This window comes from Mycoplana sp. ABR4_002 (assembly GCF_056159645.1).
In genome coordinates, this window is sequence record NZ_JBSWVO010000001.1 from 3,313,604 (window position 1) to 3,337,320 (window position 23,717).

Here is a 23,717-nt window from a genome sequence, read left to right on the forward strand (position 1 = left end):
GATGCGCATCGGGCCGATGCCCGGCGGCACGCGCATCGTTTCAATCCGCCGCGGGGTGGGTGCCCATGGCGCTGCAGGGCAGCGGGCGCATGAGGCTTGCGGCCAAGGCCGCGACGTTGGGTTTTCCAGCCGACTGCCCGATGGACGGCCACGTTGTGGCAGGACGCATGCCGGCCGGGCCGGTTGCAGCATCTGGCGCGGGATCCGCGCCGCATTGAGGGACCAGAACTTGAAAATGGCAGCTTCCACGGGGCATCCGACCTTCACTCGCCTCGCCGATGTCGCCGGCCTTCGCCGGCCTGTCGCCGTCGCCCTTGTCATAGCCGCAGGTGCGTTCCTGACCGCCTGCCAAAGCACCACGACCTCGGATGTGATCCGGGTCGAGCGCGCTCAGGGCACCACCGAGAACATCTCCTCGCTGACGAGCGTGATCGCCGCCAACCCCCAGGATCCCGAGGGCTACAACGTCCGCGGCTCGGCCTATGGTCGCGCCGGCGAGTTCCGCAAGGCGATCGACGACTTCAACCGCGCGATCGAACTGAACCCGCGCTTCTACCAGGCCTACGCCAACCGGGCGCTGGTGCAGCGCAACCTCGGCAATCAGGCCGAGGCAGCCGCCGACTACAACGCGGCGCTGCAGATCAACCCGAGTTACGACGTCGCCTATATCGGGCGCGGCAATCTCTATCGCCAGGCCGGACGCGTGGATGATGCCTTCCGCGACTTCAACAAGGCGATCGAACTCGACACGACTGATCCGCGCGCCTACCACAACCGCGGCCTGATCTACCAGAAGCGCGGCCAGCATGGCCCGGCGATCGAGGATTTCTCCAAGGCGATCTCGCTGTCGCCGAGCTCGCCCGAGCCCTATAACGGCCGCGGCCTCTCCTACGCCGCCCAGGGCGACGACGACAACGCCTTTGCCGACTTCAACACGGCGATCTCGCTCGACGGCCGGGTTGCCGAGTCCTGGGCCAACCAGGCGCTGATCTACGAGCGCAAGGGCGACATGGCCAAGGCTGCCAAGTCCTATTCGCACGCCCTCCAGCTCGACCCCAAATACCAGCCGGCCAAGGACGGCGTCGCCCGCACGCGCGGCAAGCCGGCCTGAGGGCTGATCCCAGCACCAAAACGCTTCAGGCCCGCGTGACCCACGCGGGCTTTTTCGTCGCCGAACGGCCGGCTCCGATCAGGACCTGAAAGAAGAATGGCCCGCGACTTGCGTCGCCGGCCCTCGCCAGGTGCAGTGACCGGCGGATCAGTGATTCATCGCCTTGACGATGTCCTCGGTCATCTTCTTGGCGTCGCCGAGCAGCATCATCGTGCCGTCCTTGTAGAACAGCGTGTTGTCGATGCCGGCGTAGCCGGAGCCGAGCGAGCGCTTGACGAACAGGCAGGTCTTGGCCTTGTCGACATCGAGGATCGGCATGCCGTAGATCGGCGAGGTCTTGTCGTCGCGCGCGGCCGGGTTGGTCACGTCGTTGGCGCCGATGACATAGGCGACGTCGGCCTGGGCGAATTCCGAGTTGATGTCCTCGAGCTCGAACACTTCGTCATAGGGCACGTTCGCTTCCGCCAGCAGCACGTTCATGTGCCCCGGCATGCGGCCGGCGACCGGGTGGATCGCGTATTTGACCTCGACGCCCGCCTCCTTGAGCTTGTCGGCGAGCTCGCGCAGCGCGTGCTGCGCCTGCGCCACCGCCATGCCGTAGCCCGGCACGATGATGACCTTTGAGGCGTTCGCCATCAGGAAGGCCGCATCGTCGGCAGAGCCCTGCTTGACCGTGCGCTGCACGCCGTCATCCGCCGCGGCCGCCGTTTCGCCGCCGAAGCCGCCGAGGATGACCGAGATGAACGAACGGTTCATGCCCTTGCACATGATGTAGGACAGGATCGCACCGGAGGAGCCGACCAGCGCACCGGTCACGATCAGCGCGAGATTGCCGAGCGTGAAGCCGATGCCGGCCGCCGCCCAGCCCGAATAGGAGTTGAGCATCGAGACGACCACCGGCATGTCGGCCCCGCCGATCGGCACGATGATCAGCACGCCGAGCATCAGCGACAGCAGTACGATGGCCCAGAAGTTGAAGTGGCTCTCGGTCAGCGCCAGCCCGACGATGAAGAACACGATCAGGCCGAGCAGCACCGCGTTGATCAGGTGTCGCGACGGCAGCAGGATCGGCTTGCCGGACATGCGCCCGTCGAGCTTCAGGAAGGCGATGACCGATCCGGTGAAGGTGATTGCACCGATTGCGACGCCGAGCGCCATCTCCACAAGGGCCTGGGCGTGAATGGAGCCGACCTCGCCGATGCCGAAGGCGGAGGGCGAATAGAGGGCCGCTGCGGCGACGAGCACAGCCGCCAGACCGACCAGCGAGTGGAAGCCGGCAACGAGCTGCGGCATCGACGTCATCGGGATCGAACGGGCGATATAGGCGCCCGCGCCACCGCCGATGGCAAGGCCGACGGCGATCAGCCCGAGCCCGCCGAGCGAAGGCTTTGCCAGCAGCAGCGTCGTGACGATGGCGATGGCCATGCCGGTCATGCCGAGCAGGTTGCCGCGCCGGCTGGTGGTCGGGTGCGACAGCCCCCGGAGCGCCATGATGAACAGCACGCCGGAGACGAGATAGAGGAAGGCTGCGATATTCGGGGACATTCAGCGCGACCTCACTTCTCTTTTTTCTTGTACATCGCCAGCATGCGCTGGGTGACGAGGAAGCCGCCGAAGATGTTGACGGAGGCAAGGATCAGGGCGACGAAGCCGAAGCCGGTGGCGATCCCCGACAGCGATATGCCGACGGCGAGCAGCGCACCGACGACGATCACCGACGAGATGGCGTTGGTGACGGCCATCAGCGGCGTGTGCAGCGCCGGCGTCACCGACCAGACGACGTAGTAGCCGACGAAGATCGACAGCACGAAGATCGCGAGCCGGAAGACGAACGGATCGATCGCACCGCCGGAGACGCCGTGCGCGATCGCACCGGCGGCTTCGGGACCGTATTCGGATGCCGCGCGCACCGCTTCGACGGCGCGCTCGAGATCGGTGAGAGCCTTGTCCAGCAGTTCGTTGGCCATCATGCGTCCTCCTTGCGCTGGACCGGGGCAAAGTTCGGATGAACGATCGCGCCGTCGAAGGTCAGCATCGTCGCCTTGACCAGTTCGTCGTCCGGTTTCACCGCGATCGTCTTTGTCTCCTTGTCCACCAGGGTCTCGAGAAAGTTCACCAGGTTCTTGGCATAGAGCAGCGAGGCGGAGGCCGCGATGCGGCCGGGCATGTTGAGATGGCCGATCACCTTGACGCCGTCGACATCGACGACTTCGCCCGCCACCGAACCCTCGATATTGCCGCCGCGCTCGACCGCGAGGTCGACGGCGATCGAACCGGAGCGCATCGCCCTCAGCATGTCGCGGCTGACCAGCTTCGGCGCCGGCCGGCCGGGGATCAGGGCGGTGGTGATGACGATGTCCTGCTTGGCGATGTGGTCGGCAACGAGTGCGGCCTGTTTGGCCTGGTACTCCTTGGACATCTCCTTGGCGTAGCCGCCGGCGGTCTCGGCCGCCTTGAACTCCTCGTCCTCGACGGCGATGAACTTGGCCCCGAGAGAGGCCACCTGTTCCTTCGCGGCGGGACGGACATCGGTCGCGGTCACGGCGGCGCCCAGGCGCTTGGCCGTCGCGATTGCCTGAAGACCGGCGACGCCCGCCCCCATGACGAACACCTTCGCGGCCGGAACCGTGCCCGCGGCCGTCATCATCATCGGCAGGGCGCGGTCATATTCCTCGGCGGCATCGATCACCGCGCGATAGCCGGCAAGGTTTGCCTGCGAGGACAGAACGTCCATCGACTGCGCCCGGGTGATGCGCGGCATCAGTTCCATGGCGAACGTGACAAGCCCTGCCTTGGCCATCGCCGCGAGCGCCCGCTCATTGCCGTAGGGATCCATCACGGCGATGACGATCGCCCCCGGCTTGTAGGTCTTGATTTCCTTGTCGTTCGGGCGGCGCACCCTGAGGACGACGTCGGCGCTCTTTGCAGCTGCGGCCGTGCCGACCGTGGCGCCCGCCGCCTCAAAGTCGGCATCGGCGACGCGCGAGCCCAGTCCCGCCCCAGCTTCGACGACGACGTCGAAACCCAGGCCCTTGATTTTCTTTACGGTTTCAATCGATGCCGCAACGCGGCTTTCCGCAGGATCACTCTCCCGCGCAACGAACACAGTCCCACTCACACGCCATCCCCCTCAGCCTGGTCGCGTTAGATCCGTGCGCCCGGAACCGGGCGCAGCATTCGACAGTTCGAGGACGTCTCCTTTAGCGCAGGAGCACGAAGCCGAGAACGTTGAGGACGATCAGCAGGAAGAGAGCGGAAAAGAAGCCGGCGGCGGTGAAGAAGGCAGCCGCCATGGCAATCAGCAGCGTCACGCAGAACATCGTGCCGTACTTGGTCGCGTTGAGGAATAGATTGTAGGTCTTCTCGTGCTCGGCATAGTCCATCGGAGCACCCATTTCGACCGGTCCGGAATGATGTTCAGCCATGCTATCGTCTCCTGTCTCCGCGCCCCCGGCCCTGAACAACCGGGAACGCACCACTCATCCGGCGCAGGCCACCAGAACCCTTCGCCCGATCGCGCACACAAGCGTACGTGCTCTGGCCTTACACAATGGCTTGGCAAAGCGCAACGCGCGACGGGGCCACAACCCGAGAATTGTTGTGCGGCCTGGGCGCGCCCTTCCAGCGCGCGGTTGCGTCAGCCACCCAGGCCCTGCTGGCCAATCTGGATGCGGCTGGTGCCGAAATGCGCGAGTCGGGCGGTCGGGCGGACCGTCAGCGGGGTGATCTCCGCGCCGCGGTCGAACATCATCCGGCGTTCGAAGGCTTCCGACTTGAAGAAGGGGAAGCGGACGTAGAGCTTCGGCAGCACCTCCTTGACGCGGGTGGCCATCAGCATCAGGTCGATGATGAACTTGCCCTGGTTGCTCTTTGGCGAGGCGACGAAATCCGCGTCGAACACCCGCTTGTAGAACGCCGAGTGGGCCGGCTTCACCATCTGCAGGCAGCGGTCGGCCTGGAAGTAGTCGGTCGCCATCGTGGCGAGGCGCAGCGTCAGGTAGGGAATCGCCGGCATTTCACTCCAGATCTCCGGGTCGGCCGCCAGCCGGACCGGATCGATCAGCGTCATGCCGGCGTCCAGAAAGGCGTTGATCTCGTCGGGAAACACCTTGCCGGAGGAATTGACGCGGTGTTCCGGCGTCACGTGGTGCAGGCGCACGGTCGAGATCAGCCGCTCCTCGTAATAGATTCCGAACACGTAGGCGTGGCTGTCGAAGTCGACCTCGTCGATCAGCAGCGGCGCCTCGTCGCCCAGGTGCATCACCGCGCCGGCCTTGTAGGCCTTGTAGCGGATGCGCGCTACCTCCTCCATGTCTTCCCCGGTCTCGACCCGGCGGTATTCCACCCGGTCGAGCAGTTCCATGAGCTTGTCTGAGAATCGATTGGTGGCCGATTGCGCGCCGGACATGAGTCACAAATCCCCGATTGCGTGGCTGCGGTTGCCGTACCGCAGACATACACTCAATCATTTCGGACAATTTGTGTAAATTACCAGATATTAACCTTAACAGATTTCCAGTGGATATAATGATATCAACATTTTAGCGTATGCTACTATGCGGAAATCGGAAAGGGCTCAGGCGACGTGAAGGCCGCCCTTGGCACGACCATCGGCTGCCTTGCGGGCGAGCCCTTCGGTCAGGTCAATGATGGCGCTGGACGCCATCGGCGCGGCGAAGACGTAGCCCTGGATCAAGTCGGCGCAGTTGTACTTGTTGATCAGCGCCAGTTGCTCGCGCGTCTCCACCCCCTCCACGACGATGCGCAGGCCGAGTTCGCGCGAGAGATTGACCGTCCCCCGCAAGAGCTTGAACCGGCGTGCGTCCTCGCTGATGTTGCGGACGAAGGAGCGGTCGATCTTGATCAGGTCGAGCGGCAGCGCGTCCAGATAGCTGAGGCTCGAATAGCCCGTGCCGAAGTCGTCGATCGCAATGGTAATGCCGCGCGCGCGCAGTTCCTGCAGCACCGCCTGGACCTTGACCGGTTCCTCCATCAGGCAGCTCTCGGTCACCTCCAGATGCAGTCGCGACGGCTTCAGTCCGGACTTGACGAGCGCGTCCGACACCACGCCGACGATTTCGGAGTTGCGCAGGTCCTGAACCGACAGGTTGATGGACACCCCCATGTGCTCGGGCCACTGCGCGCAGTCCGCGCAGGCGCGATCGATCATCAGGCGCGTGATATCCGAGACGATCCCCATTTCCTCGGCGATCTGGATGAAGATGGCGGGCGACACCGGCCCGCGTTCCGGATGCGTCCAGCGCGCCAGCGCCTCGCAGCATTCGATGCGCGAGCCGTCGGGGCGGAACATCGGCTGGTAGGCAATCGACAGTTCGTTGCGGGACACGGCCTCGCGCAGGTCCAGCTTGAGCTTCTGGCGCTCGAGGTAGCGCGCGTCCATCTCTTCCTCGAACGTGGTGAAACCGCCCTTGGCGCGCGACTTGGTTTCGAACAGGGCGAGATCGGCCTTGATCTGCGTGTCTTCCATGCGAAACTCGTCGCTCTCGCAGAGGACGCCGCCGGCGCTGAGCGAGACCCGGAAGGTCGTTCCCCCCACCTCGTAGCTTCCCTGCACCTGCTGGTGCACCCTGCGCATGCGCTCCTCGAGATCGCTGCGGTTGCTCTCGTTCGGGAAGAACAGGATGAACTCGTCACCCATCAGGTGTCCGACGAGCGCGCGATCGCCGGCCACCTTGCGCATGCGCTCGGCGACCATGCAAAGCAGCCGGTCGCCGGTGACATGGCCCTTGACGTCGTTGACGTGTTTGAAGTCGTCCACGTCCAGCACCACGAACCCGACCATCCCCGGCCGCTTGCGTTCGGCCAGCGTCTGCTGCACCAGGTCACCGAAATAGGTGCGGTTCGGCAGCCCGGTAAGGCTGTTGTAGCGGATCATGTGCAGGATCTTGTTCTCGGCGCGCATGCGCGCCGTGACGTCCTCGAAGATCAGCACCGCGCCGCCGTTGTCCCGGCGGCTCGCGGTAAATTCGAGGTAGAAGTCGTCGGTCACCTGCACGAGCGCCCGCGAGCGCTCGCCCTTCAGCAGTTCGTCCAGCTTCTGCAGCAATGCCTTGCTCTGGTCCGAGCTGAGGAAAGTGCTGCGCACGCCATAGCGCAGGACGACGTCGAGATGGCAGTCCTTCAGGCGATCCTTGTCGCCGAGCTGGAGCAGTTCGCAGGCGCGCCGGTTGGCGACGAGGATGCGTCGTTCGGCATCCAGCATCAGCAGGCCGTGCGGCATGTTGTTGAGCGCCGTGTCGAAACGGTCAGCGATGGTCCTGATTTCACGCGTGGCGAGCGCCGCGCGCTCCAGGAAGCTGCGCACGCCATTCGCCATCATCCGCGTCGTCAGGCTGAACGGCAGGATCAGCAGCGCCAGCACGGCGTGATAGAAGTCCTGCAGCCCGAGAAAGCCGACCACCATCGGAAAGCAGGCGCAGAAGGTCATGTAGTCGACGGCACGGCGCGAGCCGCAGTTGCGCCCCACGACCGACACCATGGTGGCGAGCGTCACCGAGATGCAGGCAAGTTCCGCAAAACCGTCGCGGCTGACGAGAAGGCTGTATCCGCTGGACGTGCCCAACACCAGCGTCGTGCCCACCGCACCGGTGTTGTACCAGTTTTCCCAGTACCGGATGCCGTCATTGTCCAGGCTCGACTGGTCGACCAGGTCGAACCGGCGCATGCCATAGGCGCGCAGCGACCAGATGAGGATGACGGCGGCGCCGCAGGCGAGGAAGAACGGGTCGGCCGTCTTCGCATACACGAACGCGAAGGTGACGACGTGCGAGATCATGCCGACGAACAGGGTCTGGCGGTTACCGTAAAGCGAGCTGACGAACGACAGATACACATCCGTCGGCAGCGTGCTTTGACCTCGATCCTTCATGGACTCGGCACTCCCATTGACGGGCGAGGGTTACCGGGGAAAATTTAATGAATGATTTCGCGAAATTACCCGATCGGGCAACGGACGCGCCGACATTCCCCAACCCATGCCGTGTCCTTCTATCAAGCGCTCAACCGGATCTTGCAGTTCACCGCCGAAAGGTTGTGCAAACGCAACCGGACATAGCAGAACAATGCGAAAATGAAGCACCGGGCCAGTACGGCCCGCGCCGGGTGCATCACGCCAATTTCATCGGCCGCGACGCAGGTTCCGGTGAACTTGGTAAATCAAATGCTAGCTTTGGTCGACGAAAATCCGCCGTCTCCCCCTGATTCGCCATTCTTTGACGACAGGACCTCGCGCTCGGGCGCGGCTTTGGAATTGACTGGGCTGCAATTTGGCGGCAAGCCTATGAACGCCAGCGCCGCGCCGGGTTTTTCCGCGCGTACGCGCAAATGAACCCGGGCTTGGTCAGACCGCCGCCAGTCGCCGGCGCCCACGCCCATTCGATCGGAGTTCCGCATGCCGAAACCTGTCGTCGCCATCCCGGCGGACATTCGCGAGATCGAAGGCAACGTCTGGCAGGCCACGCCGAACCAGTACGTCCGTGCCGCCGTCAAGGGGTCTGACGTCATCCCGCTGCTCGTGCCGGCGCTCGAGAGCGGACACGACTTCGACGAGATCCTCGACCGCGTCGACGGGCTGCTGGTAAGTGGCTCGCGCACCAACATCCACCCGTCGCACTACGGACGCGAAGCCACCGAGTCGGACGGTCCGTTCGACCTGGCCCGCGACGCGACGGCGCTGCCGCTGATCAAGCGCGCGCTGGAGCGGGGCATTCCGCTCCTGGCGATCTGCCGCGGACTGCAGGAGCTGAACGTCGCCCTGGGCGGCACGCTGGCCAACGAGATCCAGGAGATCCCCGGCAACTGGGACCACCGCAAACCCGACACACCCGACCTCGACCTCGCCTACGGCATCCGCCAGGATGTCCTGGTCAAGGAGGGGAGCTGCCTCGCCTCCGTCATCGGCGCCGGCACGGTCCGCGTCAACTCCCTGCACCGGCAGGCGATTTCGGCCGCGGCGCCACGGCTGGCCGTCGAGGCGATTGCCGAGGACGGCACCATCGAGGCCGTGTCGGTGATCGGCGCCAAGGCCTTTGCCGTCGGCGTGCAGTGGCACCCGGAGTATTGGGTCGGGCCGGACGAGCCCTCGAACCGGCTGTTCGGCGCGTTCGGCGAGGCCGTACGCGCCTATGCCGCCGCGAAGGTTCTCCGGCAGCCTCGCCAGGCGGCCGGCTGAAGCCCGTCCGGAGGCATCAGTTGGCGGCGCTGACCGTGATCAGCGCGTTCGGCGGGTCGAGCACCTCGTAGGAAAGCCCGTCGGCCTCCGCCAGCGTCAGGATCGCATCGCCCGAAAGGTCGGCGACGACGACGGTGCCGTCGCCGGTCTCCACCCAGGTCACCGCTTCCGGCAGGCCCGGCCAGACCCCCGCACAGTCCGCCGAGACGACAAAGCGCATGCTGTGGTTCGTCAGCCGTTCGCCGCGCGAGGCGAGGCACGCGGTGTCGCTCTGGATATTCGAAAGGGAGAACAGCTTTCCAACGGCCGGCTTCGCCGCCTTGGCAATCGAGCCGGACACGACCGGATCGACGTGCGGCGAAGATCCCGCCTCAAGCGACCACATCCCGGCAAGCAGGACAAGGGTGCCGGCAGCCGGCAGGATCAGCTTTCGCATTGGCGCTCTCCGAAATCGTCTGACTCGCGAGGAGCCTGCGCCCGCAAGCTTGCCGAAAGCTTAACGGCGTGGGGCCGGATCTGGCACGGCCGGCGCAGACGCGGGCAGCTCAGCCGACCGGCGTCTCCGCCACGGGCGTCAGCGGCCGGCCCGTGCGGAACCATGAAAGAAGGTTGTCGGCAACGAGATCCGCCATTGCGTCGCGCGTGACGACCGAGGCCGAGGCGACATGCGGCAGAAGGCTGGTGTTGGGGGCATGCAGCAACGCCGCGGGGACATAGGGCTCGTCCTGGTACACGTCGAGCCCCGCGGCCGCGATCGTGCGCGCGTCCAGCGCTGCGGCCAGCGCCTGCTCGTCCACCGTCCAGCCGCGGCCGACATTGATCAGCACGCCGTTCGGCCCCAGCGCCGACAGCACGGCCGCATCGATGGTCTTGTAGGTTTCCGGCGTCTTCGGCACGATCGCTATCAGCGTGTCCACGGCCTCGGCCATGCCCAGCAAGGTCGGGTGGTAGGCATAGGCGACATCGGCGCGCTGCGTCCGGGTGTGGTAGCTGATCGACACGCCGAAGCCCTCGAGCCGGCGGGCGATGGCGATGCCGATCCGGCCGAGCCCGTAGATCCCGATAGAGCGGCCGCGCAGGGTCAGGGGCGACAGCGGGAATTGACCGCCCCGCTCCCAGCGTCCCGCGCGCAGCCAGGCTTCGGCCTCGGGAAACCGCCGAAGGGTGTTGAGCAAGAGCGCGATCGCCGTGTCGGCAACCTCGTCGTTCAGGACGTCCGGCGTGTTGGTGACGATCACGCCGCGCGCCGCCGCCGCCTTGACGTCGACGCCGTCATACCCGACCCCGAAATGGGCGACGATCTCGAGGTTGGGAAGGCAGGAAAATGCCTCGGGGCCGAACGCTCCCGACACGGCGACCCCGCGGATCTGGCTGGCAAGGGCGGGATCGAGCGCGCCGGAAGCGAGCGGCGAGGGGCAACGCACCAGCTCGACCTGATCGCCAAGCCGCTCGGCGACGCGGTCGCGCACCTTTCCCACGATGAGCACCTTCGGTCGTTCCGTCATCGGCGTCGCTCCTGCTTGGCTTCAGCCGTCGTGTCCGTTGTGCCGCAACGGCCCGGTCGACTGGCGAATGCGCATCTCCGGCTTGATCAGGTGGATGCCGTCGGGCTCGTGGCTGCCGGAGAGCCTGTCGAGCAGCGCGCGGGCGGCACTGCGGCCGACCTCCGACTGCCCGTTCCAGACGGTCGTCAACGAGGGGGTGGCGATCGCGGCCTCTTCGAGGTCGTCGTAACCGGTTACCGATACGTCGCGGCCCGGCAGCAGCCCGGCGCGGGCGATGCCGTTCATCAGGCCGATCGCGACGAGGTCGTTCCAGCAGACTGCAGCCGTTGGCTTCTGCGGCAGCGACAGGAAGTGTACCGCCGCCTCGAAGCCACCCTGCTTGGACCGCGGACCGGAGATGCGCAATGCCGGATCGACCTCGATATTGGCCTTGCGCAGTGCATTGACGTAACCCTGGTAGCGGTCGCGCCCGGTCGAGGTCTGGTCGGTGCCGCCAACCATGGCGATGACGCGATGGCCCAGCCCGATCAGGTGGTTGGTGGCGAGCGAAATGCCGTAGGTATCGTCGCCGCGGAAGATCGGCACGTCGACGCCGTCGATCGACCGCGCGATCAGGATCGCCGGCATGCCGTTGTCCTCGGCCAGCAGGATGTCCTCCGCCGGCGTGCCGATTGCCGGCGACATGATCACCCCGTCGCCGCCGAGCTGCAGCAGCGTCTCGATGAAATTGCGCTGCTTCTCGACCGAATCGTAGTGGTTGGACAGGATAAAGGTCTGGCGGTCGCGATCCAGTTCGCTTTCGATCGCCTTCAGGATCTCGCCGTAGAACGGGTTCATGATGTCGTGCACGACGACGCCGATGATGCCGGAGCGGGAGGTGCGCAGGCTGGCCGCGCGACGGTTGTAGATATAGCCCAGCGCCCGTGCCTGCTCCTTGATCCGGTCGCGGGTCGTGAGCGCGACGAGCGGGCTGTCGCGCAGGGCAAGGGATACGGTGGCGGTGGAGACCCCGAGTGTCTCCGCAATCGTCGACAGTTTGACCTTTTGCGCCATCCCTCTCCCTCGCGCCGGCATTTAAATCGTTTATTTAAACTATTTAAATTCCATCCGCAACGCTCTTTGCACCGGGTTTGTCCTCCACCGGCTCGACGCCGCGCAGGTTGCCGTCGACGACGCGCAGCAGCTTCAGCAGCGTGCGCACCTCCTTGTCGCTCAGGCCGTCGAGCGCCTGCCGCTCGCTGAGATTGCAGGCATGGGTGATGAGACCGAGCGTTTCCCGTCCCGCCAGCGTCAGCTCGACGACGGTCAGCCGACCGTCGACCGTGTCGGGCTTGCGTTCGACGAAACCCTGCGCCTCAAGCCGGCCGATCGTGCGTGTCATCGTCGGGGCCTTGACGCCGAGACGGGCGGCGAGAGCGCCCGCCGTCATCCCACCGTTTTCGGCCAGCGCCAGCATGACCCCGTCCTGCCCCGCATAGAGCCCGCTGGAAAGAAGGTTTCGGGAAAGGACCGTGCGAATGGAGCGAGCCGCCTGGACAATGGCCCCGGACACATCGCTGGGGCCGACCGCAGCATGCCCCTTCTTCTTCGACTTGTCCTTCTTCTCTTCCTTCTTTTTCTTGGCCATGCGACCTCCACGTCTTGCTTCGCTTCCCCTACCTTGTATGACAGAGCCGACCCGTTTGCGGCAAGACCATCCAAGGAGTGAGCCATGGGCGTCCGGCCCAAGCGACGCTGGCAGGACAACGACCCCGCGCTCGGTGCCGAGTCGCGTGCCGATTGGATCGCCGTGCTTCCCCTTGGCGCGCACGAGGGGCATGGCCCCCACCTGCCGCTCGAAACGGACTGGCTGATTGCCGACGCGATCGTCGACCGTCTGATCCGGGCCCTCCCCGCCGGCCTGCCCGCCACCTTCCTGCCGACCGAACGGATCGGCTATTCGCCGGAACACCTGGACGTCCCCGGCACGAAGACGCTTGCCTTTGACGAGGCGGTGGAGCGCTGGGTTGGCATTGCATCCGACCTGTCGCGGCTGGGCGTCCGCAAGTTCGTCATGCTCAATGCGCATGGCGGCAACGCGCCGTTGATGACGATCGTCGCCACGGAGGCGCGCGTGCGCTTCGACATGCTCGCGGTCGCGACGAGCTGGACCCGGTTCGGCCAGCCGGACGGCTGGATCGCTCCGGAGGACAAGGCAGTCGACATTCACGGCGGCGACATCGAGACCTCGGTGATGCTGGCCGCCCATCCCGACCTGGTCGACATGGGCAAGGCCGCAACGTTCGCCTCGCGGCAATCCGCCTTCGCCTTGCGCTTCCGCCATCTGCGCGCCTACGGCCCCCACGCCTTCGGCTGGAAGATGTCGGACCTGAACCCGCAAGGGGCCGCCGGCAATGCCGCTGCAGCGACAGCCGAGCGCGGCGAAAGGCTGCTCGAGCACGCAACGGCCGGCCTTGTCGAACTCTTGGACGATGTCCATGCCTTCGACCTGGCGGCGTTGCGCTGATCGACGTGCCGGCGCTATTTGCGCTGCCGCCCCGCATCTCCTATATCAGACGCCAACCCGGATGCGCCCAGCCCATCCCCGACCGCTCTCGAGGCCCCCATGACCGACACCGCTACGCCAAAGCCCGTTCCCGTCACCGTCCTCACCGGCTACCTCGGCGCCGGCAAGACGACGCTACTCAACCGGATCCTGACCGAAAACCATGGCCGCAAGTATGCCGTCATCGTCAACGAGTTCGGCGAGATCGGCATCGACAACGACCTCATCGTCGAGTCGGACGAGGAAATCTACGAGATGAACAACGGCTGCATCTGCTGCACCGTGCGCGGCGACCTGATCCGCGTCGTCGAGGGCCTGATGCGCCGCCCCGGCCGCTTCGACGCGATCATCGTCGAGACCACCGGGCTTGCCGATCCTGTCCCCGTTGCCCAAACCTTCTTCATGGACGATGACGTCCGCTCGAAGACCGAGCTCGACGCGGTCGTCGCGCTCGTCGACGCCAAGCACCTGCCGCTGCGGCTGAAGGATTCGCGCGAGGCGGAAGACCAGATCGCCTTTGCCGACGTCGTGCTTCTGAACAAGACGGACCTCGTCACGCCGGAGGAACTGGAACGGGTCGAGGCGACCGTCCGCGTCATCAACCCGTCCGCCCGCATCTACCGCACCACCCGGTCCGACATCGACCTGGTCAAGGTGCTGGACCAGGGCGCCTTCAACCTGGAGCGTGCCCTCGAGAACGACCCGCATTTCCTCGACCACGACCACCCGGACCACGAGTGCGGGCCCGAGTGCGGCCACGATCATCACCATCATCACGACCATGATCATCACCATCACGAGCATGGCCACGACCACGGCCACCATCACCACGACCATGATCCCTCGCCGATCCATGACGTGACGGTGCAGTCGATCTCGCTGCGCGGCGGCGAGATGAACCCGGACCGGTTCTTTCCCTGGATTCAGAAGATCACCCAGACCGACGGCCCCAATATCCTGCGTCTGAAGGGCATCATCGCCTTTGCCGGCGACGACGATCGCTATGTCGTGCAGGGCGTGCACATGATCGTCGAGGGCGACCATCAGCGCGCCTGGAAGGACGGCGAGAAGCGTGAAAGCCGCCTCGTCTTCATCGGTCGCGAGCTCGACCGCGAGAAGATCGAACGCACCTTCAAGGCCTGCGAGGCACAGGCGCACTGATGCCCACCGTCGCCCCCCTCGACCTCGACGGCCACGTCGTCGCGACGGCCTTCCTCGGCGACGTCCCGTTCTTTGCGACGGCCGTCGGCGACATTCACCGGCTCGACCACGGCCACAAGGTCACCCAGGCCAATGACGGCCTGCTCGCCTGCGTCCATGACGAGGCGAGCGACACGCTCGTCACCGGCGGCGAGGACGGCAAGGTCTTCCGCATCGCCACCGACGGCGCCGCGCACCTGCTCGCCGAGGTGCCGCGCAAGTGGATCGCGATCGTTGCCCCCGGGCCGCAGGGCGCTGTCGCCTTCGCCGAGGGCCGCACGACGCGCGTCCGCCTGTCCGACGGCACGGTGAAGGAGCTTGCCGAGGCACGCACGGTCGAGGGCCTCGCCTTCGCCCCGAAGGGCCTGCGCATCGCCGTGGCGCGCTACAACGGGGTCTCGATGCATTGGGTGGCAACGGCCGGCCAGCCGGTCGACCTTGAGTGGAAAGGTGCCCACACCGGCGTCACCTTCTCGCCGGACGGCCGCTTCGTCGTGACCGCCATGCAGGAGAATGCGCTGCACGGCTGGAAGCTCGACAGCAAGCCGGGCGCCGAGACCCGCCATATGCGCATGACCGGTTATCCGGCCAAGGTGAAGTCGCTGTCCTGGTCGACCAAGGGCAAGTGGCTTGCATCCTCCGGCGCGCCGGCGGCGATCGTCTGGCCGTTCGCCTCCAAGGACGGCCCGATGGGCAAGGCGCCGCTGGAGCTCGGGACCCGGGCCGACGTGATGGTGACGTCGGTGGCCTGCCATCCGGCGGAAGAGGTCGTGGCGATCGGTTATTCCGACGGCATGGTGATGGCCGCCCGCTTCGCCGACAGCCGCGAGGTGCTGCTGCGGCGACCGGGCAAGGGCGCGATTTCGTCAATGGCGTGGAACAAGAACGGTCGCCAGCTGGCCTTCGCCTCGGAGGCCGGCGACTGCGGCGTGGTCGATATCAGCGCCTGAGGCATGCGCTGCGCCGTGGCCCGACAGCCGCGGCGCGTAGGCGGTACAGGGAGGAATGGTGACGCCATGGCAGGAACGCAGATCGCTACAAACCCGCGGCTTGCGGAGGTCTCCGGTCCAGGCCGGAGCGATCAGGGCATGGTCTGGCGCACGATCCGCGAGGAAGCCGGCGCGCTGGGTGAGCGCGAGCCCGTTCTGCGGGCGAGCCTGCGACCGATCGTCGACGCCGCATCGGCGTCCGAGATGCTGGCGACCGTGCTGTCGCACCGGCTCGCCGCGGCCGGCGGCGTCGAGGTGGCGGCGATCGGCGCGCTGCTGGCAGACGCCTTTGCCGGCAGCGACGCAATCCTCGCCGACGTGGCAGATGATCTTGCCGCCGTGCGCGACCGTGACCCGGCCTGCCCCGGCCTGTTGCACGTCCTGGTCAACCTCAAGGGCTTCCAGGCGCTGCAGACCTATCGCGCCGCCCATCGGTTGTGGCACACCGGCCGCCGCGAGACCGCACTGTGGATCTCCAATTGCGCCTCGCTGGTCTTCGGCGTTGACATCCACCCGGCGGCCCGCATCGGCAGCGCCGTCATGCTCGACCATGGCACGGGCATCGTCATCGGCGAGACCGCCGTCATCGAGGACGAGGTCTCGATCTTGCAGAACGTCACCCTCGGCGGCACCGGCAAGGAGAGCGGCGACCGGCATCCGAAGGTACGGCGGGGCGTCATGATCGGCGCCGGCGCGAAGATTCTCGGCAACATCGAGATCGGCGCCTTCAGCAAGGTGGCGGCCGGCAGCGTCGTGCTGAAGCCGGTGCCGCCGCACAGCACCGTGGCCGGTGTCCCGGCCGTGGTCGTCCGCCGGCACGACATCGACACGATTCCGGCCGAGGAAATGGACCAGACCACGCTCTAGCTGGGCAGTGGGCAGGCAGGTCACGGCCTGCTATCGTCGTTGCCGCAACCGACGGGAGGCGGCGATGGGGTTTTCGGCAAAGCCATTCCTGATGTTCCAGGGCCGGGCGGAGGAGGCCATGGTCCATTATGCCTCGGTCTTCCCCGACTGCGGCATCGACGAGATCCTTCGCTACGGGCCGAACGAGGCCGGCGCCGAGGGCAGCGTCGCTTCGGCGCGCTTCCACCTCGGTCGCCAGACCATTCTGTGCATCGACAGCCCGATCACGCACGACTTCGGGTTCACGCCCGCCTTTTCACTGTTCGTCGAGTGCGAGTCCGAAGCGCAGATCCGCGAGATCTACGCCGCCCTCGCCGACGGCGGCGAGGAACTGATGCCGCTCGGCAGCTATGGCTTCAGCCGTGAGTTCGCCTGGATCAACGACCGCTTCGGCGTCTCCTGGCAGCTGAACCTGAAATAGCTGCGGCTACCATTCCAGTTCGAGATGCGGCCGCCCGTCCGAGGTCCGTGCCGCCGTGCGCCCGCTCTCGTCGACCGTACAGGTGACGCGCTGGCGGAAGGAGGAGAAGCTCTCGAAGGTGACGACGTCGACCGGCTCGTCGAAACGCAGGACCAGCCGGTATTGTCCGGGCTGCGCGGTCAACGCCTGCACCCCGAGAATCTTCGCGTCGAAAGGCTGGCCGAGATAATGGCCGCGGACGCGCGCGCCGAGTTGCCAGGGATCGAACGGCGGCCGGTTGCCGACGGCGGCGTGCAGGGTGTTCCAGTCACGGAAGCCGTATTGCGCGGCGACGAGTTCCAGTGCGCGCCCGTGGCTGATCGGTTGATCCTCGCCGGCGAATCGTGCCCTGAGGCGTCGCGCCTGGTCCTTTAGGCCGTCGAGGGAGGGAAGTGGCGTCGATCGACGCATGGGTTTCTCCAGTCTCTGCATGCGTCTGTTCGGAGGGGCCCGCATTGCCACCGGTTCGCATGCGATGAAGCTGGAAAACCGTGTCGGAAAACGAGAGACTTCACCAAAGCTTGCGCTCGCGGACGGCCGGGGCTCTCACCCGTGGCCTTCCGCTACACGTCCGGACGGTGGCGGTCAAGCCCGTCAGACGGCCGCGTCAGCCTTCCACCGTACCGATGATCTGCCTCAGCAGGCCGTGCAGGGCGTCGCGATAGCCGCTGCGGGCGGAGGGGCCGCCTTCGTCCGACGTCATCACCACCGTCAGCGCGAGCTCCGGCACGATGTAGAGCATCTGGCCGCCATACCCCCAGGCGAAGTGCACCGTCCGGCCGCCGATGGCGCGCTCGAACCAGCCGTAGCCGTAGCCGTCGTTGGAAAATCGGGAGTTGGTCCGTGACAGCCACGATTGTCTGACCCAGGTCTCCGCAACGAGTTGCTGGCCGTCCGGGGTGCGGCCGCCGTTGCGATAGAGCTCGCCGAAGGCCAGAAGCGAACGTGCGCTCATCGTCATCTGGTTGCCGCCGAGATAGATGCCTTGCGGATCGCGCTCCCACGCGCCGATGCGAAAGCCCTCGAGCGGTTGCAGCCACTCGACGGCCAGCGCCAGGGTCGACTTTCGCCCCACCCGGGTCAGGATCGCCGAGAGCAGATGGGTCGAGGCGGTCGAGTAGAGCATCGCGCCGCCCGGCTCGTCGACGAAGGGGGCGGCCAGCGCGGCGCGCACCCAGTTGCCGCTCGAGACCCAGCGGCCGTAATTGGCACCCGACATCCGCTCCAGCCCGGCCCGCATCGACAGTAAGTGGCCGATTGTCACGCGGGCAAGGCGCGGGTCCGGGTTCTCAGGCAGGTCGGCGTCGAGGAGCGGCGCCATCGGCTGGTCGACGCCGTCGAGCAAGCCCCTGTCGATGGCGATGCCCACCAGCGCCGAGATGACCGCCTTCGACGCCGACTTGATGTTCGTGCTGTCGGTGGTCGCGTGGCCGCGATAGCCCCGCTCGGCGACGATCTTTCCGTTTCGCGCCACGACGACGGTCTTCAGCGGCGCCAGCTCTGCGGCTTGGTCGAGCGTGCGTGCGAGGACCGCCGGATCGACGGTGGACGGGTTCGTCGGCTGCGCCCGGGCGAGCAGCGGCAACGCCAGTGGCGCGAGCGAAAGGGCGGCGACGAAGGTCCTTCTGTCCATCCCCGACAGCTAGGCGTCTGTTTCGCCGATTTCGCGGCAAGACAGGCGGTTCACGCGATTTTGAAAGCGTTTCCTCCGCAGTGCCAAGCACCGCGTTCAGGCGGCGATGCGCTGCTCGCTGCGCCCGAGTCGGCCGCCGGAGGCGACCAGCACGCCAGCCGCGCCGACGAGCCAGCCGTCCTTCAGTTCCAGGCCGAGAAAGCGATGACGCTCGAACGGTCCCGGCATGACGAGATGGCGCGCCCTTTCGGCGAAGAAGCCGAAGCGCTCGTAGTAGGGAGCGTCGCCGACCAACAACACCGCACCATGTCCAAGGCGGGCGGCCTCGGTCACCGCCGCACGCATCAGTGCCGCGCCGATGCCCTTGCCCTCGTGCGCGGGGTCAACCGCAAGCGGACCGAGCAGCAGCGCCGGGACCGGGTTGCCGTCGGCGTCGACACCGGCCTCGACGTTCCACAGCCGCACCGTACCGATCACCCGGCCGCCGGCATCGCGGGCAACGAGCGAAAGCTCCGCCGCCGGCACCCGCCCGCGGCGCAGTTTCTCGGAGGACTTGCGGAAGCGGCCCTCGCCCATGGCGCGGTCGAGCAGGCGCTCGCGCGCGACCACGTCGCCGGCGTTCTCGCGGTCGATGGTGAAGGCGGATTGCGCGAAGAAGGCGCGCACGGAACCAAGAACAGTGGCCATCCCGGCCTCCCGAACCTCAACTGCCGCCACATGCGGTCATCGGATCTCGTTGTGAGTGGCGCTCCCGCTGGTGCGGGAGCGGCCCGGATCAGATCACGTAGGCCTTGAGCGGCTCGAAGCCGTTGAAGGCGACGGCCGAGTAGGTCGTCGTGTAGGCGCCGGTGCCCTCGATCAGCACCTCGTCGCCGATCGTCAGCGAGATCGGCAGCGGGTACATGTTCTTCTCGTAGAGCACGTCGGCCGAATCGCAGGTCGGGCCGGCGAGCACGCAGGGCTCCATCGCGTCCCGGTCGCGCGCGGTGCGGATCGGGTAGCGGATCGCCTCGTCCATCGTCTCGGCGAGGCCGCCGAACTTGCCGATGTCGAGGAACACCCAGCGATGGGCGTCGTTGTCCGACTTCTTCGACACGAGCACGACCTCGGCCTTGATCACGCCGGCATTGCCGACCATGCCGCGGCCCGGCTCGATGATGGTCTCCGGGATGTGGTTGCCGAAGTGCTTCTTCAGCGCGCCGAAGATCGCCTGGCCATAGGCCTCGGCCGCCGGAACGTCCTTCAGGTACTTCGCCGGAAAGCCGCCGCCCATGTTGACCATCTTCAGCTCGATGCCCTGCTTGGCGAGCTGGACGAACACGCGCTTGGCATCGGCGAGCGCCGAATCCCAGGCATCGGTCTTCGTCATCTGCGAACCGACGTGGAACGAGACGCCATAGGAGACAAGCCCGAGCTGGTGTGCGTAGACCAGCACGTCGACGGCCATCTGCGGCACGCAGCCGAACTTGCGCGACAGCGGCCACTCGGCGCCCTCGCCATTGGTCAGAACGCGGCAGAAGACGCGCGCGCCGGGTGCCGCCCGCGAGATCTTCTCGACTTCCTCATGGCTGTCGACCGCGAAGAGGTTGACCCCGAGCGCATGAGCGCGGGCGACGTCGCGCTCCTTCTTGATGGTGTTGCCGAACGAAATGCGGCTCGGGGTCGCGCCGGCATCGAGCGCCATCTCGATCTCGGCGACGGACGCGCAATCGAAGTTGGAGCCCATGCTGGCGAGAAGGCGAAGGATTTCCGGCGCCGGATTGGCCTTGACGGCATAGTAGATAGCGCTGTCCGGCAGCGCATGGCGGAAAGCCTTGAAATTGTCGCGCACGACGTCGAGGTCGACCACGAGGCACGGGCCTTCGGGGCGTCGGGTGTTCAGGAAGTCGATAATGCGTGCAGTGGTCATCTGTGTATTCCCCGTGATCAACCGCTCCGGAAAACCGGAGGACAAAGGGCAGACGCGATCATGCGATGGAACCAGCCGGTGGAGACCCCGGTGCCAGGCATGCGCATCGTGCGCGAACGGTGAACCTGAGCCCGCCGAGGCTCGAGTTCGCTTTGTCTGCCATGGATTGGAGGGGAAATCCCAACCGCACTTCCGGCAATGAAGGTGTGCCTCTTCAGTAACCCCGGCTGATGGAAAGCCGGCAGACACCAGAAAGGCCCGCACCGTCGTTGCTTCAAGATGTCCTCGCATTTCCCGGTTGGCCGGGATAGCGACTGGAGCGGTTAGTTCCAGGTACCTTACCGATGGTCCTCACCAAATCGAGGGTCGGCGGACACCCACAGGCACGTGCGACTTTGGGCAAGGGCGGAGATAAGGAAATTCCCTGTCGCAATCAAGAGTTTTTTGCCGCAACTATTGAAAAAAATTCCGCTGCCAACGACATTTCGGCTGTTCGGTCGTCGCATCGGACTGGCCGCAACCGCGCTGCAAGGAATAAATTTCATGGATACGCTGACCCGCATTCGCGCCTACATCGACGTCGTGGATGCAGAGGGCTTCTCCGCCGCCTCCCGCAAGGTCGGCAAGTCCAAGGCGCTGCTGTCCAAATATGTGCGCGAATTGGAGGACGAGTTGGGCGCCCTCCTTCTGAACCGCACGACGCGCCAGTTCTCCATGACCGAGGCCGGCCACACCTACTACCGCACGGCCTCTGAAATCCTGAAGGAAATCGACAACCTCGCCGACCTCGTGCGCGAGAACAACGCCGATCTCAAGGGCCGTTTGAAGATCTCGGCGCCGCGCACCTTCGTCGATGCCGAGATCGGCCAGTCTCTCATCGACTTCGGCCGGGCGCACCCCGAGCTGTCGCTCGAGATCGTGTCCGACGACCGCTTCGTCGATCTGGTCGAGGAGGGATTCGACGTGGCGATTCGCATCACCCGGCTCGAGGATTCGGCGCTGATCGCCCGCAAACTCGGCGACTTCTACGTGAAGATCTGCGCCTCTCCAGAGTTCCTCAAGGGCAGCGGACCGATCGTCCACCCCTCCGAACTGTCGCGCCTGCCCTGCGTTATCGACACCAATGGGAAGTCGCACAGCAATTGGCGTTTCGTCGACGAGAAGGGCACCAGCTTCAGCGTTCCCGTGAGCGGGCAGATCGAGGTCAACAGCCCGAGCTCCGCCGCCAGGGCCGCCGCCAGCGGCCTCGGCATCGCCGCCGTGCCGGAGTTCATCGCCCGGAGCCGCATCGATTCCGGCGAGCTCATCTCCATCCTCGACAACTATCTTCCGTCGGATCGCGGAATCTACGCCATCTACCCGCACCGGCGCTACCTGCCGGCAAAGGTGCGAACCTTCGTCGACTTTCTGCACAGCTGGTTCAGGAAGTACGGCGGCGCGGCCGATACCCGCAGCTAGGGGCGGCGCGACAAAAGGCGCATGCAGGCAGCCGCAATTCCGGCCGAATTAGGTTAGATTCGGTCAACGAATCCGAACGCCGATACAAGGACCCATCGCCATGAAGCCCGCAACCTTCCTCGCCGCAGGCATCGTCTGGCTGGCACCGGTCGCAGCGCTCGCGCATCCGCACATCTTCGCCGAGGCGCGGCTCGAGGTCGTCGCCGGCGACGACGGCACGATTTCCGAACTGCGCAACGTCTGGCGCTTCGACGAGATGTTCTCCTCCAGCGTCGTCCTCGACTTCGACAAGAACACCAATTTGGCGCTCGATCCGGAGGAACTCGCCGAGGTCGGCCAGACGGTGCTCGAGTCGCTGGAGGAGTTCAGCTACTACACGACGATCACCGCCGACGGCAAAGACGTCAAGGTCGCCAAGCCCGAGGCGATCAACGTCGATTTCAAGGACGGCCAGTTGCTGATGATCTTCGCCGTCAAGCCGGCCGAGGCGATGCCGCTGAACGGCAAGATGACCTTCGGCGTCTATGACCCGACCATGTATGCGGCGATGGACTTCCCCTCGGACGACAACATGGTCGCCGTCGGCGGCAAGGTATCCGCCTGCAAGCAGCAGGTGGTGCGCCCGGATCCGGACGAGGTGCTGGCGCAGAACGAGGGCACGCTTACCGACGCCTTCTGGAACGATCCGGCCGGCACCGACATGTCGAAGCTGTTCGCAACACGCCTGGAGATCACATGCTGAGGCGCTGCACCATTCCTCGCGCGTCGGCTCTCGCCGCGCTGCTGCTGCTGGCCGGCCTGACGCTGGCGCACGCCCAGTCGCCGCTCGGCATCGGCAGCGCCGAGCCTGCCTTCAAGACCACTGGCCTGTTCGGCGACCTCTTCGCCTGGATCAACACCCAGCAGCAGGGCTTCTATCGCCTGCTCACCGGCGCACTGAAGGACATGCGCGACAATCCCTGGTCTGTCTCGACACTCGTCGGCCTGTCCTTCGCCTATGGCGTCTTCCACGCCGCGGGCCCCGGCCACGGCAAGGCGGTGATTTCCTCCTACATGCTGGCGAACGAGATCGAGCTGCGCCGCGGCGTGCTGCTGTCGTTCCTCTCCTCGCTTCTGCAGGGGCTGGTCGCCATCCTCCTGGTCGGAGGCGCCTATCTCGTCCTGCGCGGGACGGCGGTGTCGATGACCGACGCCACCCGGGCGCTGGAGACCGCGAGCTACGCCCTGATCGCCCTCTTCGGCGCCTGGCTGCTCTACCGCAAGCTCTGGCGCCGGTCGCACCGGTCGGCGCCGGTCGAGGCCTATGTGCTGGGCCACAACGACGGCTCGGCCCCCCTCGCAGCTGCCGTCCCTGCCGGGCACGATCACCGTCATCGCGGCGAGGATCATCACCACGGCCATGTACACGCGCCCGGCGAGGTCTGCGCCACCTGCGGCCATGCCCATGCGCCCGATCCCGAACTGTTGAAGGGCGATCGCTTCGCGCTGCGCGAGGCCTGGTCGGCGATCGTCGCCGTCGGCCTGCGCCCCTGCTCCGGCGCGCTGATCGTGCTCTCCTTCGCGCTCCTGAACGGGCTCTATCTCGGCGGAGTGCTGTCGGTGCTCGCCATGTCGATCGGAACGGCCATCACAGTCTCGATCCTTGCCACCCTCGCCGTCACGGCCAAGGGCGCGGCGATGCGCTTCGCCGGCGGCGACAGCGCCGCCCTGCGCGTCGGCAATGCGATCGAGGTGCTGGGCGCGCTGCTGGTGCTGGTGCTGGGGCTGGTGCTGCTGGGCGCCTCGCTGCAGGGCTGAGCGCCGCGGCGAT

25 protein-coding genes are annotated in these 23,717 nt (G+C 66.1%); 11 read left to right on the forward strand and 14 right to left on the reverse strand.

What is annotated here, in order from left to right:
• Nucleotides 1-235: 235 nt before the first annotated feature.
• On the forward strand, nucleotides 236-1,111 hold the full coding sequence (locus tag ACXAGF_RS15775) for a tetratricopeptide repeat protein (protein ID WP_475018326.1): 876 nt from the start codon (nucleotides 236-238) through the stop codon (nucleotides 1,109-1,111).
• Nucleotides 1,112-1,258: 147 nt separating this feature from the next.
• Here ACXAGF_RS15775 and ACXAGF_RS15780 read toward each other — a convergent pair whose 3' ends face one another.
• The 6 genes from ACXAGF_RS15780 to ACXAGF_RS15805 form a co-directional block, all read right to left on the reverse strand.
• Nucleotides 1,259-2,656 carry an NAD(P)(+) transhydrogenase (Re/Si-specific) subunit beta gene (locus ACXAGF_RS15780; protein WP_475018327.1) on the reverse strand — a complete coding sequence of 466 codons (1,398 nt, stop codon included), beginning with the start codon at nucleotides 2,654-2,656 and terminating at the stop codon, nucleotides 1,259-1,261.
• An 11-nt stretch (nucleotides 2,657-2,667) separates the two neighbouring features.
• Nucleotides 2,668-3,078, reverse strand: coding sequence for a proton-translocating transhydrogenase family protein (locus ACXAGF_RS15785; protein ID WP_475019320.1), 411 nt, complete (start codon nucleotides 3,076-3,078; stop codon nucleotides 2,668-2,670).
• Nucleotides 3,078-4,229, reverse strand: coding sequence for a Re/Si-specific NAD(P)(+) transhydrogenase subunit alpha (locus ACXAGF_RS15790; protein ID WP_475018328.1), 1,152 nt, complete (start codon nucleotides 4,227-4,229; stop codon nucleotides 3,078-3,080). The genes ACXAGF_RS15785 and ACXAGF_RS15790 overlap by 1 nt, the downstream gene beginning before the upstream one ends.
• 82 nt (nucleotides 4,230-4,311) lie before the next feature.
• Nucleotides 4,312-4,536: an aa3-type cytochrome c oxidase subunit IV gene (locus tag ACXAGF_RS15795; RefSeq protein ID WP_475018329.1), complete on the reverse strand. Its 225-nt coding sequence runs from the start codon at nucleotides 4,534-4,536 to the stop codon at nucleotides 4,312-4,314.
• Nucleotides 4,537-4,748: 212 nt separating this feature from the next.
• Entirely contained in the window at nucleotides 4,749-5,519 is a 771-nt protein-coding gene (locus ACXAGF_RS15800) for an N-acyl amino acid synthase FeeM domain-containing protein (RefSeq protein ID WP_475018330.1), read from the reverse strand.
• 168 nt (nucleotides 5,520-5,687) lie between these two features.
• The gene (locus ACXAGF_RS15805) at nucleotides 5,688-8,000 is read right to left on the reverse strand and encodes a putative bifunctional diguanylate cyclase/phosphodiesterase (protein ID WP_475018331.1); all 2,313 of its coding nucleotides are present in this window, start codon (nucleotides 7,998-8,000) and stop codon (nucleotides 5,688-5,690) included.
• A 201-nt stretch (nucleotides 8,001-8,201) separates the two neighbouring features.
• On the opposite strand from ACXAGF_RS15805, the gene ACXAGF_RS15810 reads away from it, so the two are divergent.
• Both ACXAGF_RS15810 and ACXAGF_RS15815 read left to right on the forward strand, forming a co-directional pair.
• The gene (locus ACXAGF_RS15810; RefSeq protein WP_475018332.1) at nucleotides 8,202-8,459 is read left to right on the forward strand and encodes a hypothetical protein; all 258 of its coding nucleotides are present in this window, start codon (nucleotides 8,202-8,204) and stop codon (nucleotides 8,457-8,459) included.
• A 63-nt stretch (nucleotides 8,460-8,522) separates the two neighbouring features.
• Nucleotides 8,523-9,302: a gamma-glutamyl-gamma-aminobutyrate hydrolase family protein gene (locus tag ACXAGF_RS15815; protein ID WP_475018333.1), complete on the forward strand. Its 780-nt coding sequence runs from the start codon at nucleotides 8,523-8,525 to the stop codon at nucleotides 9,300-9,302.
• Between the two features lie 16 nt (nucleotides 9,303-9,318).
• Here ACXAGF_RS15815 and ACXAGF_RS15820 read toward each other — a convergent pair whose 3' ends face one another.
• The 4 genes from ACXAGF_RS15820 to ACXAGF_RS15835 all read right to left on the reverse strand — a co-directional run bounded on the left by ACXAGF_RS15820 (nucleotide 9,319) and on the right by ACXAGF_RS15835 (nucleotide 12,434).
• Nucleotides 9,319-9,738: a hypothetical protein gene (locus ACXAGF_RS15820; RefSeq protein WP_475018334.1), complete on the reverse strand. Its 420-nt coding sequence runs from the start codon at nucleotides 9,736-9,738 to the stop codon at nucleotides 9,319-9,321.
• A gap of 109 nt (nucleotides 9,739-9,847) precedes the next feature.
• Entirely contained in the window at nucleotides 9,848-10,807 is a 960-nt protein-coding gene (locus tag ACXAGF_RS15825) for a 2-hydroxyacid dehydrogenase (RefSeq protein WP_475018335.1), read from the reverse strand.
• 21 nt (nucleotides 10,808-10,828) lie between these two features.
• A complete protein-coding gene (locus tag ACXAGF_RS15830; RefSeq protein ID WP_475018336.1) occupies nucleotides 10,829-11,860 on the reverse strand; it encodes a LacI family DNA-binding transcriptional regulator in 1,032 nt (343 codons plus the stop codon).
• Nucleotides 11,861-11,903: 43 nt separating this feature from the next.
• The gene (locus ACXAGF_RS15835; RefSeq protein WP_475018337.1) at nucleotides 11,904-12,434 is read right to left on the reverse strand and encodes a MarR family winged helix-turn-helix transcriptional regulator; all 531 of its coding nucleotides are present in this window, start codon (nucleotides 12,432-12,434) and stop codon (nucleotides 11,904-11,906) included.
• An 84-nt stretch (nucleotides 12,435-12,518) separates the two neighbouring features.
• On the opposite strand from ACXAGF_RS15835, the gene ACXAGF_RS15840 reads away from it, so the two are divergent.
• The 5 genes from ACXAGF_RS15840 to ACXAGF_RS15860 all read left to right on the forward strand — a co-directional run bounded on the left by ACXAGF_RS15840 (nucleotide 12,519) and on the right by ACXAGF_RS15860 (nucleotide 16,868).
• Complete coding sequence (locus ACXAGF_RS15840) at nucleotides 12,519-13,313, forward strand: creatininase family protein (RefSeq protein ID WP_475018338.1); 795 nt, start codon at nucleotides 12,519-12,521, stop codon at nucleotides 13,311-13,313.
• 99 nt (nucleotides 13,314-13,412) lie between these two features.
• Nucleotides 13,413-14,513 carry a CobW family GTP-binding protein gene (locus ACXAGF_RS15845; RefSeq protein ID WP_475018339.1) on the forward strand — a complete coding sequence of 367 codons (1,101 nt, stop codon included), beginning with the start codon at nucleotides 13,413-13,415 and terminating at the stop codon, nucleotides 14,511-14,513.
• Complete coding sequence (locus ACXAGF_RS15850; protein WP_475018340.1) at nucleotides 14,513-15,502, forward strand: WD40 repeat domain-containing protein; 990 nt, start codon at nucleotides 14,513-14,515, stop codon at nucleotides 15,500-15,502. Before ACXAGF_RS15845 ends, ACXAGF_RS15850 begins: the two co-directional genes overlap by 1 nt.
• A 138-nt stretch (nucleotides 15,503-15,640) precedes the next feature.
• The gene (cysE, locus tag ACXAGF_RS15855; RefSeq protein ID WP_475019321.1) at nucleotides 15,641-16,408 is read left to right on the forward strand and encodes a serine O-acetyltransferase; all 768 of its coding nucleotides are present in this window, start codon (nucleotides 15,641-15,643) and stop codon (nucleotides 16,406-16,408) included.
• Between the two features lie 64 nt (nucleotides 16,409-16,472).
• Nucleotides 16,473-16,868, forward strand: coding sequence for a VOC family protein (locus tag ACXAGF_RS15860; protein ID WP_475018341.1), 396 nt, complete (start codon nucleotides 16,473-16,475; stop codon nucleotides 16,866-16,868).
• 6 nt (nucleotides 16,869-16,874) lie between these two features.
• Here the strand turns inward: ACXAGF_RS15860 and ACXAGF_RS15865 are convergent, their stop codons facing one another.
• The 4 genes from ACXAGF_RS15865 to odc2 all read right to left on the reverse strand — a co-directional run bounded on the left by ACXAGF_RS15865 (nucleotide 16,875) and on the right by odc2 (nucleotide 20,449).
• Nucleotides 16,875-17,318, reverse strand: coding sequence for a glyoxalase superfamily protein (locus ACXAGF_RS15865; RefSeq protein WP_475018342.1), 444 nt, complete (start codon nucleotides 17,316-17,318; stop codon nucleotides 16,875-16,877).
• Between the two features lie 196 nt (nucleotides 17,319-17,514).
• Entirely contained in the window at nucleotides 17,515-18,540 is a 1,026-nt protein-coding gene (locus ACXAGF_RS15870; protein ID WP_475018343.1) for a serine hydrolase domain-containing protein, read from the reverse strand.
• Between the two features lie 96 nt (nucleotides 18,541-18,636).
• Entirely contained in the window at nucleotides 18,637-19,227 is a 591-nt protein-coding gene (locus ACXAGF_RS15875; protein WP_475018344.1) for a GNAT family N-acetyltransferase, read from the reverse strand.
• 88 nt (nucleotides 19,228-19,315) lie between these two features.
• Nucleotides 19,316-20,449: an ornithine/lysine decarboxylase gene (odc2, locus tag ACXAGF_RS15880; RefSeq protein WP_475018345.1), complete on the reverse strand. Its 1,134-nt coding sequence runs from the start codon at nucleotides 20,447-20,449 to the stop codon at nucleotides 19,316-19,318.
• 543 nt (nucleotides 20,450-20,992) lie between these two features.
• Here odc2 and ACXAGF_RS15885 point away from each other — a divergent pair.
• The 3 genes from ACXAGF_RS15885 to ACXAGF_RS15895 all read left to right on the forward strand — a co-directional run bounded on the left by ACXAGF_RS15885 (nucleotide 20,993) and on the right by ACXAGF_RS15895 (nucleotide 23,704).
• Nucleotides 20,993-21,907, forward strand: coding sequence for a LysR family transcriptional regulator (locus ACXAGF_RS15885; protein WP_475018346.1), 915 nt, complete (start codon nucleotides 20,993-20,995; stop codon nucleotides 21,905-21,907).
• 100 nt (nucleotides 21,908-22,007) lie between these two features.
• The gene (locus ACXAGF_RS15890) at nucleotides 22,008-22,649 is read left to right on the forward strand and encodes a DUF1007 family protein (protein WP_475018347.1); all 642 of its coding nucleotides are present in this window, start codon (nucleotides 22,008-22,010) and stop codon (nucleotides 22,647-22,649) included.
• Nucleotides 22,643-23,704: a nickel/cobalt transporter gene (locus ACXAGF_RS15895; protein WP_475018348.1), complete on the forward strand. Its 1,062-nt coding sequence runs from the start codon at nucleotides 22,643-22,645 to the stop codon at nucleotides 23,702-23,704. Before ACXAGF_RS15890 ends, ACXAGF_RS15895 begins: the two co-directional genes overlap by 7 nt.
• Nucleotides 23,705-23,717: the final 13 nt, after the last annotated feature.

Excerpts from the sequence above, each read along its gene's own strand:
- ACXAGF_RS15875 (WP_475018344.1), bottom strand. The coding sequence starts at position 19,227 with ATGGCCACTGTTCTTGGTTCCGTGCGCGCCTTCTTCGCGCAATCCGCC.
- ACXAGF_RS15890 (WP_475018347.1), top strand. The coding sequence starts at position 22,008 with ATGAAGCCCGCAACCTTCCTCGCCGCAGGCATCGTCTGGCTGGCACCG.
- ACXAGF_RS15860 (WP_475018341.1), top strand. The coding sequence starts at position 16,473 with ATGGGGTTTTCGGCAAAGCCATTCCTGATGTTCCAGGGCCGGGCGGAG.
- odc2 (WP_475018345.1), bottom strand. The coding sequence starts at position 20,449 with ATGACCACTGCACGCATTATCGACTTCCTGAACACCCGACGCCCCGAA.
- ACXAGF_RS15845 (WP_475018339.1), top strand. The coding sequence starts at position 13,413 with ATGACCGACACCGCTACGCCAAAGCCCGTTCCCGTCACCGTCCTCACC.
- ACXAGF_RS15780 (WP_475018327.1), bottom strand. The coding sequence starts at position 2,656 with ATGTCCCCGAATATCGCAGCCTTCCTCTATCTCGTCTCCGGCGTGCTG.
- ACXAGF_RS15820 (WP_475018334.1), bottom strand. The coding sequence starts at position 9,738 with ATGCGAAAGCTGATCCTGCCGGCTGCCGGCACCCTTGTCCTGCTTGCC.
- ACXAGF_RS15795 (WP_475018329.1), bottom strand. The coding sequence starts at position 4,536 with ATGGCTGAACATCATTCCGGACCGGTCGAAATGGGTGCTCCGATGGAC.
- ACXAGF_RS15865 (WP_475018342.1), bottom strand. The coding sequence starts at position 17,318 with ATGCGTCGATCGACGCCACTTCCCTCCCTCGACGGCCTAAAGGACCAG.
- ACXAGF_RS15785 (WP_475019320.1), bottom strand. The coding sequence starts at position 3,078 with ATGGCCAACGAACTGCTGGACAAGGCTCTCACCGATCTCGAGCGCGCC.
- ACXAGF_RS15830 (WP_475018336.1), bottom strand. The coding sequence starts at position 11,860 with ATGGCGCAAAAGGTCAAACTGTCGACGATTGCGGAGACACTCGGGGTC.
- ACXAGF_RS15850 (WP_475018340.1), top strand. The coding sequence starts at position 14,513 with ATGCCCACCGTCGCCCCCCTCGACCTCGACGGCCACGTCGTCGCGACG.
- ACXAGF_RS15825 (WP_475018335.1), bottom strand. The coding sequence starts at position 10,807 with ATGACGGAACGACCGAAGGTGCTCATCGTGGGAAAGGTGCGCGACCGC.
- cysE (WP_475019321.1), top strand. The coding sequence starts at position 15,641 with ATGGTCTGGCGCACGATCCGCGAGGAAGCCGGCGCGCTGGGTGAGCGC.
- ACXAGF_RS15885 (WP_475018346.1), top strand. The coding sequence starts at position 20,993 with ATGGATACGCTGACCCGCATTCGCGCCTACATCGACGTCGTGGATGCA.
- ACXAGF_RS15810 (WP_475018332.1), top strand. The coding sequence starts at position 8,202 with ATGAAGCACCGGGCCAGTACGGCCCGCGCCGGGTGCATCACGCCAATT.
- ACXAGF_RS15815 (WP_475018333.1), top strand. The coding sequence starts at position 8,523 with ATGCCGAAACCTGTCGTCGCCATCCCGGCGGACATTCGCGAGATCGAA.
- ACXAGF_RS15895 (WP_475018348.1), top strand. The coding sequence starts at position 22,643 with ATGCTGAGGCGCTGCACCATTCCTCGCGCGTCGGCTCTCGCCGCGCTG.
- ACXAGF_RS15840 (WP_475018338.1), top strand. The coding sequence starts at position 12,519 with ATGGGCGTCCGGCCCAAGCGACGCTGGCAGGACAACGACCCCGCGCTC.
- ACXAGF_RS15775 (WP_475018326.1), top strand. The coding sequence starts at position 236 with ATGGCAGCTTCCACGGGGCATCCGACCTTCACTCGCCTCGCCGATGTC.
- ACXAGF_RS15800 (WP_475018330.1), bottom strand. The coding sequence starts at position 5,519 with ATGTCCGGCGCGCAATCGGCCACCAATCGATTCTCAGACAAGCTCATG.
- ACXAGF_RS15870 (WP_475018343.1), bottom strand. The coding sequence starts at position 18,540 with ATGGACAGAAGGACCTTCGTCGCCGCCCTTTCGCTCGCGCCACTGGCG.
- ACXAGF_RS15805 (WP_475018331.1), bottom strand. The coding sequence starts at position 8,000 with ATGAAGGATCGAGGTCAAAGCACGCTGCCGACGGATGTGTATCTGTCG.
- ACXAGF_RS15835 (WP_475018337.1), bottom strand. The coding sequence starts at position 12,434 with ATGGCCAAGAAAAAGAAGGAAGAGAAGAAGGACAAGTCGAAGAAGAAG.